This window comes from uncultured Litoreibacter sp., assembly GCF_947487515.1.
GTDB lineage: Bacteria > Pseudomonadota > Alphaproteobacteria > Rhodobacterales > Rhodobacteraceae > Litoreibacter.
In genome coordinates this window covers 62,292-75,901 of record NZ_CANKWO010000005.1, presented here as the reverse complement: position 1 = coordinate 75,901, position 13,610 = coordinate 62,292, and the positions used below count along the sequence as shown (strand labels likewise).

The following is a 13,610-nucleotide window of genomic DNA, read 5'->3' as shown; positions in this document are numbered from 1 at the left end:
TGACCAACGCGGGTACGATTGCGAGCTTGGTGCAGAACACCAACGCCGCGGCGACCACGACCAACACGGGCACCATCACTGGTGCGGTTGATCTGGACACTGGCTCGGTGACGCAAACCGGCGCTTCGGCGACGATGGGCGCTACGGATGCCGCAAGTGGCACGACACTGGCTGTAAACGACGGCTCCGTCGGCGCGGTGACATCGGCAGGGACCACGAACATTGGTAACGGCGATGCGGTAACTGCGACGGCTGCGAGCCTTGCGGTGACAGCGGGCACAACCACAGTTGGCACTGACGGCACGGTAACTGGCGACACGACGACGCTTGCGGGCTCGACCGTGAACAGCTCTGGCACATTGGGCACCGTGTCTTCCAATGCGGGTACGTTGAATGTTGATGCTGGCACTGCTGGCGACATCACCAACTCTGGCACCGCAGCTGTAGATGCTGGTGCGATGGCAGGTGCGGTGACGAACTCGGGCACGCTGACCAACGATGGCACCGTCACGAGCATTGCAAGCTCTGCTGGAACTGTGACGAACACGGGCACCGTGAACACAACTGTCGGCTTGACCGGGGGCACGATGACCAACTCTGGCACAGTGACTGGGGCGACGACCACGGCGTCGGGCACAACATTGGACAGCACTGGTACACTTGCAGCCGTGACTAACGCGGGCACGTTGAATGTTGATGCTGGCTCTGCTGGCGACATCACCAACTCCGGCACCGCTGCTGTAGATGCCGGTGCGATGGCGGGCGCGGTGACAAACACCGGAACCCTGCAACTCGATGGCTCTGCTACAAGCGTTGCGAATAGCACCGCAAGCGGTGTTGCGACCATCACCGGTTCGGTGACGGGTGCGACGACCAACAATGGCGGTACGGTGACTTCGACCGGTACGTTGACGACTGTTGACAACCAAGCAGGCCAAGTGAACATCAACGGCGGCACAGCTACGGATGTGACCAATGCTGACGACTTGAACATCACCAGCGGCAGCGTCGCGAGTGTGACGCAAAGTGCAGGTGACACCAACAACGCAGCGACAGTTACCGGCGATGTGACCATCAACGGCGGAGATCTGACGAACACGGGCGCTGTCGGTGGCAATGTTTTGGTATCTGACGCGACATCCACAGCGACCAACACGGGTGTGATTGCCGGCAATGTGACCTCGGTAGGGACGCTTGTTAGCTCCAACACTGTGACGGGCACTGTGACCAACACAGGGACAGCCAACTTGTCTGGCACCGTCGGAGCATTGGACAACTCGATGGCGCTTGATGTGATTGGGTCATTGACCGTTACGGGGGCTGCAACCAACTCTGGCACGTTGAACCTTGCGACGGGTGAAACACTTGACACCGGCGCAGGCTTTACCAACACCAACGCAACCCCAGGGGACACCGTAGTTGAGGGAACAATCAACGGCGGGACCACCAACAACGGCGCCTTGCTATCCAATGCAGGGACGTTCAACGGAGGCCTGACAAACGCAGGTACGATCACGACCGCAGGCGCAACTGGGGGCTTCTCGGTCACCGGCGGCTTGGTAAACAACGGTTTGGTTGATGCCTCCAACGGGTCAACCGACAACGTGATCACTGTGGCAGGCGGCATGAGCGGCTCTGGCAGCTTCTTGCTTGATGCGAATTTGGACAGCAGTGTTCCAGGTGGGTTGGACAGCGACATGGTTGTGGTGACAGGAGCCGCAACTACAGGTGACTACGTTCTGGGCTTTGTTATTCCAACGAGCACGACGGCGCCGTCTGTGGGTGATCCGCCCGTAGTTGTCTTCGATGTGGATGATTCATTTGGTGCAGGCAATAACTTCACCTTCAGCCTTGATCCGAATAACCCCTTGCCACCCTCTGGTGGGCAGGTGGTCTACGGCTTGCTGCAAAGCGGCAATGGCGATCTGACACTTGCGGCGCAACCGAACCCGGGTATTGGGGCGATTGCAGGCAATGTGGTTCTGACCCAATCTTTGATCGGGACAGTGATTAACCGCCCATCCAGCCCGTTTGTATCCGGCCTTGCCTATGAGGACGAAGACAGCTGTGGCGCTGGTGCTTGGGGCCGTGTTGTTGGCGGTACTGCGGATGTAACGGGTGCGACTGCGAACTCTGTGTCCAACATCTCTTCGACTGTTGACGCCACCTACTATGGCTTGCAGATCGGCGGCGACTGGGGCTGCTTCAACGGCACCTTCGGCGGTTGGGACTTGGCATTCGGTGGCATCATCGGTGTGAACGAAGGCGATACCGAGCAACCGGTGTTTGCGGTGAACCAAAGCAACGCGACACAGGTTTCCGGCTTGGTTACCTCGATCACCGAGGGCGACTTCCGCCAGACATACGCTGGCCTGTATCTGGCAGCTGCGAAAGGCGCTTTGTCTGCAGATCTTCAGGTCCGCGCGGAGCAAACAACCTATGAGTTTACGAACACTGCGGTGATCGCGAATGCTGGTTTGGGCCTCAGCTCTGCTGAGTTGAAGACCAATGCCTTTACCGTGTCGGGCGCATTGAGCTATGCCATCCCGCTGCAGCAGGAAGGTTGGACCCTTGTTCCAACTGCCGGCTTTGGTTTGACACAAACCAAAGGTGCCACGCTGACGTTTGATGACGGGGCAACCTTGCAGACGCAAGACAGCACCACTGCCATCGGCTTTGTAGGGGGCACAGTGGCTCGGACGTTCTTTGGCGAAGACGGAACTTCGGCAACCAACGTGTTTGCGACTGGGACCTACTATAACGACTTCGGCAAGGAGCGTCGCTCGATCTACACGGATGCTGGTGGCAGCATGCAGAACCTGACGTCCGAGAACTTGGGCGCCTATGGTGAGCTGAGCTTCGGTATGAACTACGTCAAAATTATCGACGAAGGTAAATTCGGTGCCGCCAAGCAGTTGAATGCTTCCATCCGTGCGGATGGTCGCTTCTCCAACAGCATCAGCAGCTACGGTGTGACTGCGCAGCTGCGGTTGCAGTTCTAAACGATGGCGGACGGGTCTGCCTCTGGTATGCCCCCGGAACAACCGGGGGCATCCGGCCCAGAGCTTAAGCTCACCGTTTATGACGGGGTACAGCTTTTGGACAGTCAGCGCGGAGTACACCCGCGCCTTCCTGTGCCCGACGCGCTGAAAGATCTGATATTTCCACCCGATGAAACCGATACGGTCCTTTACGCCATTCTGGACGCGGGAAAGATCGAGAACCTGCAGCTTATGCTGGAGGATTCGGTCATTCCCCACCGGTGTTTGTTCAAGGGTGACGCCGAAGAAGAACTTGGTGACGTGGCCCCGTGGTTGGTGGTTCTATCCGAAGTGGATAGCCTGACGCGGATGCTGTTCACCCATTTGGAGGGCGAAGAGACCCCATGGAATATTGCCCGCCTTGAGCCCGGCATTCTGTTCCGCGCCAGCCCCGATTTTGACGCAGTCTGGAGCCATTGGCGGCGGTTCTACCGCATGCAGTATGAGACCGGCCAAACCTATTACTTCCGCTTCTGGGAGCCCGCGTCTATGGCGGCTTATCTGACGTATATTGCCCAAGACAGCGACCGCGCGGCGCATTGGTTCTGTCGCGAAGGCGCGCAGATTAACCGTATGTTTTTGTTGGAAAACCGACCAAGAACTTGGCGCCTTACAGAAGTCGAGGCAGAGCCGGAATCCTTCACACGTCCGCGTGGGATGGATGGCAAGCCGTTCATCCTGACGTCGGGTGAGGTTGGTGCCATCGCGCGGGCGCGGCTGGAACGTGATATGGAAGAAGTTGCGCGGCGGATCGAGAAAACCTTCGGCGAGCATTTGGATGACAATCGTCCTGATGACTTGGTGTATCGGCGGGTTCAGGGCCTGTTTGACCGGATGATGCCAGCGGGTATCAAGCAGATGGATCACCTGTATCTTCTGGCCTGTTGGGAAGTGTTCTACGGCCCGGGATTTGAACAAAAAGACCCTCAAGATTTACTGCGCAAAATTTGCCTGTCCCCTGAACGAGAGGCGCGCAAAGTCGAAGCACTGCGCGACCGGATGAAAGCACTGCCCCCAACCATTCTTGCGTCGGAAGTAAGCCAAGGGGCAGGGGGATGATGAGAGCGATGGGCCTGATTTCGGTGCTCGTCGGATTCACCAGCACCGCCGCCTTTGGCATGGGATTCTTTGCAGACAGCCGCCCGACGGAATTGTCCTTCCGCGATGCCTCCCATCAAAGCACACCGATTATGTTGGACGGACTTCGCGTCAATGACCAGAGTTTGGGGGCCTTCCCAACGCTGGCCTCGGCGCGTTGGATGAACCCGCGGGGTGGCAAAGCGACAGTTATTCGTCTGCCTTGGCGCGGGGACAGCGACCACGTGCTGGACATCGAAACAGAGTGGACCGAGATCGAGACGGGACGCGCCTATTCCGCCGAGGTGAGCATCCCTTGGGCAGAGCTGCATGTTGACCACGAAGTAGGGGTCGCCGCCTATATTACCTTCGCCTATGGTCGCAATGGTGAGTTTATGCTATTCACCAAGTCAGACCCTGACCCGAAGACTGGTCAATTGAACGGCCGAGAGGTGTTACGGGTCTGTGGTGGGCGAACGCCCAGGCGCGACCAAAATTACGGGTTGCGGGTGAATGAAATCCCCGGACTTGGGCGCTTGATCGAGCGGCGTGACCAGTGGATGGCCGCGCCGGATTTGGAAACGAATTGCACGGGGAGAGGTGCTTAGATGGTGGTCAGGAGAAGCCTCGGTGGTGTCGTTCTTGCGGCGTTGATCTCGCTTCCTCTTGCGGGGACTGCGATGGGCCTGTTCGGAAATGGCCCCGCCACGCGTATGACGCTGACGGACGCCTCGCATGTGACCAACCCTATTATGGTGCAATCCCTGTCGATCAACGGGCAAGCCTACGGGCCGTTCCCGCATCTGGCCTCTACTGATTGGGAAAACCCGCGCGGAGGCAACCGCACGCTGACCGGCCTGCGCCCCCCCGTCGAAGAGGGCAGCGCGATTGTGGTTCAAGCGGACTGGGTAGAAGTCTATAGCAACCGTGCGTATTCGGCGCGGATTGTCGTGCCAGAGGGAAAAATTACCGTCAAGAAGACCGCGGATTTAACCGCCTATGTGACGATCGTTTTCGGGCGGGACGGGCATCTGGCGGTCTCCACCGACACTGGCCCCGACCCAACCTCGGGCGAGTATAACGGCACCGTGGTTGCGGAAGTTTGCGGCGAATGGAATGCCGCCGCCGACGTGGATTTTCGCACCCGCCCAGAGGCGGATGTCGACATCAAATGGGTGTATGAACAAGAAGACAAACGCAAAAGCCTGCCACGTCTCGAAACGCCATGCGTACAGGGGGAAACCTAGATGGCCGGCATGTCTTCAGCAGCAATTGAAAGTGGCGCCGCAGCCGACATGGAAGAGATCGGCTCCGCCCATGCGGGTGGCGTTGTCCAATCCTGCCCAAAGGTGACATTGGAAATTGGTGTGTTCTTTGACGGAACCGGCAACAACGAGAAAAACGCCGAAACCGGCGGGGAAGGCAGCTATTCCAACGCGCGTTCGAATGTCTCTTTGTTGAAAGACCTGTATTGGAACGAGCCCCGACACGACACGAAAACTTCCTGCGACACATGGGAAACCCGCCACCGAAGCCTGTATGTGCAAGGGATTGGGACCGAAACGGGGGAAGAGGATGATATCTGGGGCTCTGCCATGGGGATCGGTGAGCGCGGCGTCGAGAACCGCGTGATCGAGGCCGCATTGGATGTGGGCGAAATGATCAACCGCCTGTCGCCAGGTGTTGAGCCAAAAGAAGTCATTTTGGATGTTTTCGGGTTCTCGCGCGGGGCCGCCGCAGCGCGCCACTTTGTGAACGGGTTTAATGCCGGACGGCTGGATTACCAACGGGTTGGGATGATTGACCTTATCCCGCTTCTGGGGTGGATCAATGACAAACATGCCACGCTGCCCAAGGACCGGAATATTCGCATTCGCTTTTTGGGGATTTTTGACACCGTGGCAGCGATTGCGGGTGATCTGACAGCGGATAACGGCGATGTGGATGTTCACCTCAAGGCGGCTTCTGCAGATACAATCTACCACCTCACTGCCGAGGATGAGATCAGGCACAGCTTTAGTTTGAACGACAACCAGCCGGGCGGCGGCGAGGTTGAACGGTTGGCTGGGGTTCACTCGAATGTGGGTGGCGGATATCCGAAGAATTTCAAGGAACGCCCCGTTATAAAATTGCCAACCACGGGCATGAGCATGTCGCGCGCGCAGGCAGAAGCGGCCCAAGTTGCCGCCGTCGCGCGCCTCCGTGCAACTATGCTTGCAGATGCGGCCGTGTTTATTTCCGAAGGCTGGATCACGGCGGCGGATTTACCCGATGCTTGGGAGCTGGAAAAAACCGCGATCGAGATTGAGGTCGTGGCTTACGGCCCAGCCGTTCAAACTTACTATAAATGGTCGGTGCTGACGCGTATGAACCGACCTTGGATTCGCCACGAGCTGTCACGTCTCGCCATGAAGAAAATGTACGACAAGGCGAAGTCCTCCGGAGTTCCCATGAAGGACTACCCAGACAGCGGGGAATACGCCATTCCTGAGGACCTGTCTTCGGCCAGCCCAGCCGTGATCAAACGGGACTTCACCCATCATTCGGCGAACTACAATGATATCTACCCCGTCATCGGTGCCCCCATGCGCGAACGGGCTGGGCGGGTGCGAAAAGTGCATCCCAATCAAACCGGACGGGCCAAGTAGCCGTGAAATAAAGGTGATCTGGGCTCTGCGCCCCTTGACCGCCTGAGCCGCACACCGCATTGTTCGCACAAGGAATTTACCCAGCGTTAGCTGGGCCTTCTGTTTTGAACAAATGCCACCCCTGTGGCGCAAGAAGACGGCGAGTTGGGAATTATATGTCTTGGTATAGTAAAGTTGCTTGGAAAGAGGGCCTGTTCCTTCAGCCCCACCACCTGCAGCAGCAGGACCGCTATCTTGAAAAACTGGTCGACAATCGGACACGTACCATCACGCCCTACCCATGGGGCATGGCGGAACTGAAGCTGGACCGTGACATGGCACAGCAGGGCAAGATCGGCCTGCGCTCTGCGGTGGGGATCATGCCGGACGGGATGCCCTTTGACGCGCCAAACATAAATGCGCTGCCGGTTCCCAAAGATGTTCCCGAGAAAGCCGACGGTATGGCGGTCTGGCTGACCCTTCCTGACGCGGCAATGAACGGCCGCGAGTTGGCGCCGGATACTGAGACCACCGCGGCCACCCGCTATGTGCTGGGCAACGAGATGGTTGCCGATAGTGCGTCGGCCATGCGGTTGGAGCAGGACATCGAGTTGGCGCAACCGCGCCTCGAGATCGACATTCGCAAGACCCCGAAGCCGGGCTATCAGTGCATGCAGATTGGCCGCATTCAAGAGGTGCGCGATGGCGTGATCTCGATGGATGACACCTTCGCCCCGCCTGCAATGGTGATCAGCGCGCATCCGGTTTTCACCGGATGGTTGGACCGCGTCATCGGGTGGGTTGAAACAAAGCAGGAAGGGCTGGCGCGCTACGCGGCTGACCCAAGCGCCGGTGGCGGGTTGCAGGCGACGGATTACTTCATGCTGCTCTTGCTGAACCGCGAGATTGGCGGCCTGCGTCACCTGCGGGCGTCGCGCTATGTGCACCCCGAAAGGATGTATGTCGAGTTCTTGCGGCTGGTTGGCGAGTTGTGGACCTTCGACAACGATAAACGTATGGCGCAGGAATATCCCGCCTATGACCACGACGACCCGAAGGAAACCTTCACGCCATTGGTGCGCGATATTCAACGGTTGCTATCGCGGGATGTGGGCCGTGCGACGCGGCTTGATCTTAAGATGGTGCGTCAGAATTCCTACATCGCGGAAGTCATGGATCGGAACCTGTTCCGCGAGGCAACATTTGTCATCGAAGTCACCTCGTCCAAATCACTAACGCAAATTCAGCAGCAGTTCCCAGAACTGTGCAAAGTGGGCCCGAACACCCGCATGAACGAGATCGTCAACAACAACCTGCCAGGTATCGAGCTTCGGCACACCCCGACGCCGCCGCGTCAGATCCGAGCCGTGTCGACGAATGTGTACTTCATTCTGGATAAGAACACGCCGATGTGGCGCGAGTTCTCAACGGCCCCTGCACTTGCCATGCATTTCGCGGGTGACTGGCCGGACCTGAAGCTTGAGCTTTGGGCGATTGCGGAGAAAGCTTAATGGCGAACGACAAGGATAAAACAGTCATCGGGGGCAAATTGCCCACCGCCGAAGAACTGCGCAACTTGTCAGCGGGTCGCCCCGCCACTCCGCCCGCCGGATTGCAACAACCGCCCGCCGCCCCACCACCAGCGGGGGCGGCGCAACGCACGGTAATTGGCGGCGCATTACCGCCGCAGACCCCACCACCGGCCGCCCCCTTTACACCAGCCCCGCCGGCACAACCACAAGGCGGGTTTGGCACCAGCCAAGGGGCGGCTGACGCATGGATGGGCGGCGGCGCGCCGTCTCCCTCCAGCACGCCCGCGCCCGGGTCAGGTATCGGGGGCGCCAGCCAAGACGGCTTTTTCCCCACGATGCAAAGCCAACAGCCAGAGCAAGTGATCCATACCGGACCGAAGATTGCCTTGCATGAGGCGCTGCGAGCAACCGGTCTGGGCAAGGGCGGCCCGAGCAATCCCATCGTGGCGGCGGCGGCGAACCTGCTGATCTTGTTTGGCCGCCTGCGCACCCAGATGGTGGAGATGGATGCCATCCCCTTGATGGAACATGTCACCCGCGAAATGGAGACTTTTCACGCCAACTGTGTGCAGGCTGGCGTCGAGCCTCATGAGGCCGATGTAGCGCGGTATTGCCTGTGCGGCACGGCGGATGACATCGTCCAAAACATCCCTGGCACTGACCGTGACGTGTGGATTCAATATTCGATGGTGGCGCGGTTCTACAATGTGCGGACCTCTGGCGTGGGCTTCTTTGAAGAGGTCGACAAGGCCATGCAGGCCCCCGCGCAACGCTTCAACGTGTTGGAGCTAATGTTGATGTGCCTGAGCCTTGGCTTCGAAGGTAAATACCGCACCGCCGCCGGTGGCGCGCAAGAACTGGCGCGCATTCGGGCCTCTATCTACGAAAGCCTGCGCCGCGTGCACGGGCGCCCTGACGAAGACGTCTCGGTGCGTTGGACGCCGGTGGAGCTGGGCAAACGCAAGCGTTTTGGGGCCAACCCTTTGTGGCTTGTGGCCTCTGCCGCCGCGGCGATTATGCTGGGTGTGTATCTGACGCTCAACATGCTGATCTCGAACGACAGCTCCTCTGTTGTGACGCGACTGCTGGATATTCACCCCGAAGAATTGGTGGGGCTGCAACGGGCACAAGCCTTTGAGGCATATATCCCGCCAGAGATCACTACCACGCAGTTGGACGACCTGCGCGAAAAGCTGAAGGCCCAGATCAACGACGGCTCGGTTGCGGTGGATACCAAGGGTGACTTTATCTTTATTCGGGTGAACAACCTTGTGCTGTTCGGATCGGGCTCTGCCGATGTGAAGCCGGAGTTTTCGCTGCTGGCCGTCGAAGTCGCCAAAGCATTGGATGACGAGCCGGGTCCGGTTCGGGTCGTGGGCTATACCGACAATATCCCGATGTCGGGCAGGGGGCGTTTCAAGACCAATCAGTCGCTGTCAGAAGCGCGGGCGAAATCCGTAGGCTCGGTGCTGAGTGACGCGTTGGCCATTCCTGGTCGATTGCAGATTGAGGGCAAGGGCGAAGTTGACCCGATCGCCGACAATAAGACCAAAGATGGCCGTGCGCAGAACCGCCGTGTCGAAATTATGATTCAACGTGAGGAGACGCTTCAGTAATGCGTTACTTCGTAGCCATCGGCCGCTTTTTCAAAAAACCTTGGATGCGCATCCCGCTGCTGATCCTGTCATTGATCCTATTCGGGGTCGTTGTCTGGGTCGGGGGCCCCTTGCTGGGCTTCGGCGAGGCACGGCCATTTGAATCTGTCTGGGTCCGGGTTTTGATCATTGTCTCGGTGCTGCTCATCTTTGCCATCGTTTGGTTCTTGCGCTGGCGCCGCGCGCGCAAAGGTGCGCAAGAGCTGGAAGAGGCGTTGATCCCAGACGAGCCAACCGGCGATGGTGCGGTGTTGGGCGAACGGATGACGGAAGCGCTGACCACGCTTAAGGCATCGGGGGGCAAAAGCTATCTTTACGACCTGCCGTGGTATGTGATCATCGGCCCACCGGGTGCGGGCAAGACAACCGCTTTGTTGAACTCTGGCATTAAGTTTCCGCTGGCCGAGGAATCGGGCACGGCAATGGAAGGCTTTGGCGGCACGCGCTATTGCGATTGGTGGTTCGCCGAAGAGGCGGTGATGATTGACACCGCAGGGCGCTACACCTCCCAAGACAGTGACGCGGAGGCCGATAAGTCCTCTTGGCAAAGCTTCTTGGAGCTGTTGAAGCGCGGTCGTACCAAGCAACCTATCAATGGTGTTATTCTGGCCTTCTCGGTTGAGGATATCATGAACGGCGACGAGGCCTCATTGGCGCGTCATGCTGAAGTTGTGCGCGCGCGATTGGCCGAAATCCACGAGACGTTGAAGATCGACTTCCCCGTCTACGTGTTGTTCACCAAATCCGATTTGATTGCGGGCTTCCGCGAGTATTTCGCCAGCTTTAGCGCCTCCCGTCGCCAGAAGGTTTGGGGAACCACCTTCCAAACAAAAAGCCGCGCCGAGCAAACCCATTCTCAGGTTGGCGATGAGTTTGACGCATTGGTGGGCCGCCTGTCTGACGAAGTTATGGACCGCCTGTCAGAAGAGCCTGACGGTGTGAACCGCATCGCGATCTTCGGCTTGCCAGGGCAAATGGCAATGATGCGCGAGAATATTTCGTCGTTCTTGGGGCAGGTCTTTGAGCCTACCCGCTACAAAACCAGCGCTTTGCTGCGCGGGTTTTACTTTTCATCCGGTACCCAAGAAGGCACCCCGATTGACCAAGTTTTGGGCGCCATGGGGCGAAGCTTTGGCGGCGAAACTGCGGCGGGCGGCTTCATGTCCGGCAAAGGCAAAAGCTTCTTTCTGCACGACTTGTTGAAGCATGTTATTTTCCCCGAACAAGGTTGGGTTACCTACGACCGCAAGGCAGTGAACCGCGCGAACGGCCTGCGCGTTGCGGGCTTTTCCTTCGTTGGGCTGGCGACTGTTGGGATGTTGGCCGCTTGGGGGTATTCCTACTGGGCCAACGCGTCTTTGGTGCGATCGGCGCAGGCGGCGATGTCGGATTACGAACTGGCGGCACGCGAAGAGCTGTCGGAAGTTGTGGTCGATGACACTGATTTCCAAACCATTTCGGGCTATCTGCAATTGCTGCGGGACATGCCGACGGGCTACGCCTCTACGCAAGAAGTGCCAGAAGAAATTGACACGGATGGTGATGGTATTCTCGACTCTGTTGCGCAGGGTGGCAGCGATGACCACGGCATCTTTGAAGGCTTTGGCCTGTCGCGTCGCGAGCAGCTGCAAACGGCGTCCGAGGCCTCCTATGCAGACGGACTGGAACGGATGTTCCGACCCCGTCTTGTCCTGCGTTTGGAAGAACAACTTGCGGAGTTTGTCCAAACCAATGAAACACTGGCGATCTATGAAGGCCTGAAGGTTTACAAGCTACTGGGTGGCGTCGCCCCTGCACCCGAAGATGATCTGGTGCGCGGCTGGTTCCGCGAGGACTTCAAGAACCTTTATCCCGGACCGACCAACCGCGCGACGCGCCAAGACCTAGAGGCGCATCTGCTTGCGATGCTGGAACTCGACGGGACCCGCGACGTACGTGTGGATCTTGACAGCGAGCTGGTTGACGCCGGCGAGCGGATTTTGGCGCGGATGTCTGTGGCGGATCAGGCCTATGCTTTGATCAAGGCAACAGTGGAGTTTTCAGGCATTGAAGCCTTCAATCTGGTGGACCGTGTGGGGCCGGATGCCTATCTGGTGTTTGAGACCAATGACGGCTCTGATGTGGGTGATTTGGGCGTGAACGCCCTTTATACCTATGACGGCTTTCAAAACTTCTTCCTCGACCAGCTGAGCGAGGTTGCAGGCAAGCTCGACCGTGAACAATGGGTCATGGGCGACTACGCCGAAACCGCCAAGGTTGACGCACAATTGAGTGGCTTGGGCCGTGCGTTGCTGGGAAAATACCGCGAGGATTACCTCTCGGCATGGGAAGGGTTGTTGAACCAGTTGAAACTGGCCCCGATGTCGGCGGATAAACCCGCCTATGCGTCTTTGGCCGCGGCCTCATCGCCGACCACATCGCCCTTGTTGATGCTGGTTGAAGCGGTCAGCCGCGAGACGCGTTTGACGGCTGATCCAAATGAAGGTCTGGAGCTTGGGGGCGACGTTGCTGGTGCGGTTAGCGGGCTGGCTGAATCCGAGGCCAGCATACAAGCCGCCAACCAAGTGAAGAACCGTCTTATCAACCGCACCAATGGTCTGACGCGGATTGGCCTGACGGCGGCCTTAGGCACCGGCAGCAAATCGCAACGGCGTGCAGGATCCGCTGGCGGCGGGCAATCCCAAGCGCTGGTTCCCGGTGCTGCAATCGAGGCACAATTTGCTGAATGGCATGCGTTGCTCGACACTGGCTCTGCAGGGACAGCACGCCCGATTGATGCGCTTTTGGGCAACTTGGGGCAGGTGCAACAAAACCTTGTGATTGCCGCGGGGTTCAACGCCACACAGGCCGCCGCGCAGCTGCCGGTTCAGATTGGCATTTTGCGCTCAACGGCGTCGCGTTTGCCCACCCCATTGGCGCGCATGGTGAATGAAGCGGTTGAGGACTTTGAAGGCGACGCGGCGAATACGTCGATCGCACAGCTGAACCAAGATCTCACCAACCAAGTCACCCGCGTTTGCAACGACATTATCACGGGCCGCTATCCGTTTAACGGGCCGACCTCACGGCAAGTGCCGATGGCGCAATTTGCGCGGGTTTTCGCACCGGACGGCGTGATGGACCGGTTCTTCTTGCAACATCTAAGCCCGCACGCGGATCAATCCGGCGAAAACTGGAAATGGTCGTCGGAAAGCCAGCTTGGGGACAGATTGAGCCTTGGTGCCTTGAAGCAATTCCAACGCGCGGCCCGCATTCGCGATGCCTTCTTCCCGACGGGCGGCTCCAACCCCGAATTGGAAGTCACGGTCAGCCAAGCCTCGGCGCATGACCAAGTGCGCCAAGCCGTGCTGGAAGTGAACGGACAGGTAATCACCACACGCCAAGTCGGGAATGTGCCGCAAACGATCAAATGGCCGTCGGCGGGGTCCTCGACCACCTTGCAGTTTTTGCCGGGGTTGAACGGACGTCAAAGCTCTATCCAATTTGATCAAGGGCCATGGGCGTTCATGCAGTTTGTGCGCGCGGGCTCTCCTCGCCAACAAGGGGACGCCACGCAGGTGCGCTACACAATTGGCGGGCGGTATGTCAGCTATTCGGTTCGGGTCAACGCGCTCTATAACCCGTTCACCCTACGCGAATTATCCGAATTCAAATGCCCGCAAGGTCTGTGATCTGAAC

General features: G+C 58.5%; 7 protein-coding genes and 1 pseudogene. All 8 read left to right on the top strand.

What is annotated here, in order from left to right; translation table 11 throughout:
- Window positions 1-3,002: pseudogene (locus tag Q0746_RS16560) on the top strand (hypothetical protein); the annotation flags it as partial.
- Window positions 3,003-3,029: 27 nt separating this feature from the next.
- Window positions 3,030-4,100: a DUF4123 domain-containing protein gene (locus Q0746_RS16555; RefSeq protein ID WP_298262217.1), complete on the top strand. Its 1,071-nt coding sequence runs from the start codon at window positions 3,030-3,032 to the stop codon at window positions 4,098-4,100.
- Window positions 4,097-4,726, top strand: coding sequence for a hypothetical protein (locus tag Q0746_RS16550; RefSeq protein ID WP_298262216.1), 630 nt, complete (start codon window positions 4,097-4,099; stop codon window positions 4,724-4,726). The genes Q0746_RS16555 and Q0746_RS16550 overlap by 4 nt, the downstream gene beginning before the upstream one ends.
- Window positions 4,727-5,365 carry a hypothetical protein gene (locus Q0746_RS16545; protein ID WP_298262215.1) on the top strand — a complete coding sequence of 213 codons (639 nt, stop codon included), beginning with the start codon at window positions 4,727-4,729 and terminating at the stop codon, window positions 5,363-5,365. It begins immediately after the preceding gene.
- The gene (locus Q0746_RS16540) at window positions 5,366-6,766 is read left to right on the top strand and encodes a DUF2235 domain-containing protein (protein ID WP_298262214.1); all 1,401 of its coding nucleotides are present in this window, start codon (window positions 5,366-5,368) and stop codon (window positions 6,764-6,766) included. It begins immediately after the preceding gene.
- Between the two features lie 155 nt (window positions 6,767-6,921).
- Entirely contained in the window at window positions 6,922-8,256 is a 1,335-nt protein-coding gene (gene tssK, locus Q0746_RS16535; protein ID WP_298262213.1) for a type VI secretion system baseplate subunit TssK, read from the top strand.
- Window positions 8,256-9,893 carry a type VI secretion system protein TssL, long form gene (tssL, locus tag Q0746_RS16530; protein ID WP_298262212.1) on the top strand — a complete coding sequence of 546 codons (1,638 nt, stop codon included), beginning with the start codon at window positions 8,256-8,258 and terminating at the stop codon, window positions 9,891-9,893. Before tssK ends, tssL begins: the two co-directional genes overlap by 1 nt.
- The gene (tssM, locus tag Q0746_RS16525) at window positions 9,893-13,603 is read left to right on the top strand and encodes a type VI secretion system membrane subunit TssM (protein WP_298262211.1); all 3,711 of its coding nucleotides are present in this window, start codon (window positions 9,893-9,895) and stop codon (window positions 13,601-13,603) included. The genes tssL and tssM overlap by 1 nt, the downstream gene beginning before the upstream one ends.
- Window positions 13,604-13,610 lie beyond the last annotated feature (7 nt).

Excerpts from the sequence above, each read along its gene's own strand:
- Q0746_RS16555 (WP_298262217.1), top strand. The coding sequence starts at position 3,030 with ATGCCCCCGGAACAACCGGGGGCATCCGGCCCAGAGCTTAAGCTCACC.
- Q0746_RS16550 (WP_298262216.1), top strand. The coding sequence starts at position 4,097 with ATGATGAGAGCGATGGGCCTGATTTCGGTGCTCGTCGGATTCACCAGC.
- Q0746_RS16545 (WP_298262215.1), top strand. The coding sequence starts at position 4,727 with ATGGTGGTCAGGAGAAGCCTCGGTGGTGTCGTTCTTGCGGCGTTGATC.
- Q0746_RS16540 (WP_298262214.1), top strand. The coding sequence starts at position 5,366 with ATGGCCGGCATGTCTTCAGCAGCAATTGAAAGTGGCGCCGCAGCCGAC.
- tssK (WP_298262213.1), top strand. The coding sequence starts at position 6,922 with ATGTCTTGGTATAGTAAAGTTGCTTGGAAAGAGGGCCTGTTCCTTCAG.
- tssL (WP_298262212.1), top strand. The coding sequence starts at position 8,256 with ATGGCGAACGACAAGGATAAAACAGTCATCGGGGGCAAATTGCCCACC.
- tssM (WP_298262211.1), top strand. The coding sequence starts at position 9,893 with ATGCGTTACTTCGTAGCCATCGGCCGCTTTTTCAAAAAACCTTGGATG.